The following is a 202-nucleotide window of genomic DNA, read 5'->3' on the forward strand; positions in this document are numbered from 1 at the left end:
GAAGAAAGCCGTGGCCCGCTTGAGGATGTCGACGTCCTCACGCAGACGGCGGTTCTCCCGCCGCAGTGCGGCCAGTTCCTCGCGTTCGATGCTGGTCAGACCGTCGCGTTCGCCCGCATCGACCTCGGCCTGCTTCACCCAGTCACGCACCGCGGTCTCGGTCAGGTCGAAGTCCTTGGCGATCTGGCCGACCGAGCGGTCA

Annotated in this window: 1 protein-coding gene; it reads right to left on the reverse strand. The window is 66.8% G+C overall.

Translation table 11 applies throughout. The annotated features are described in order from the left end of the window. Positions 1-202: transposase (locus IG99_RS44040; RefSeq protein ID WP_037684809.1), on the reverse strand; the 202-nt coding region annotated here is incomplete at both ends.

Origin of the sequence: Streptomyces griseus subsp. griseus, assembly GCF_000720255.1 — a bacterium.
Taxonomy (GTDB): domain Bacteria; phylum Actinomycetota; class Actinomycetes; order Streptomycetales; family Streptomycetaceae; genus Streptomyces; species Streptomyces griseus_I.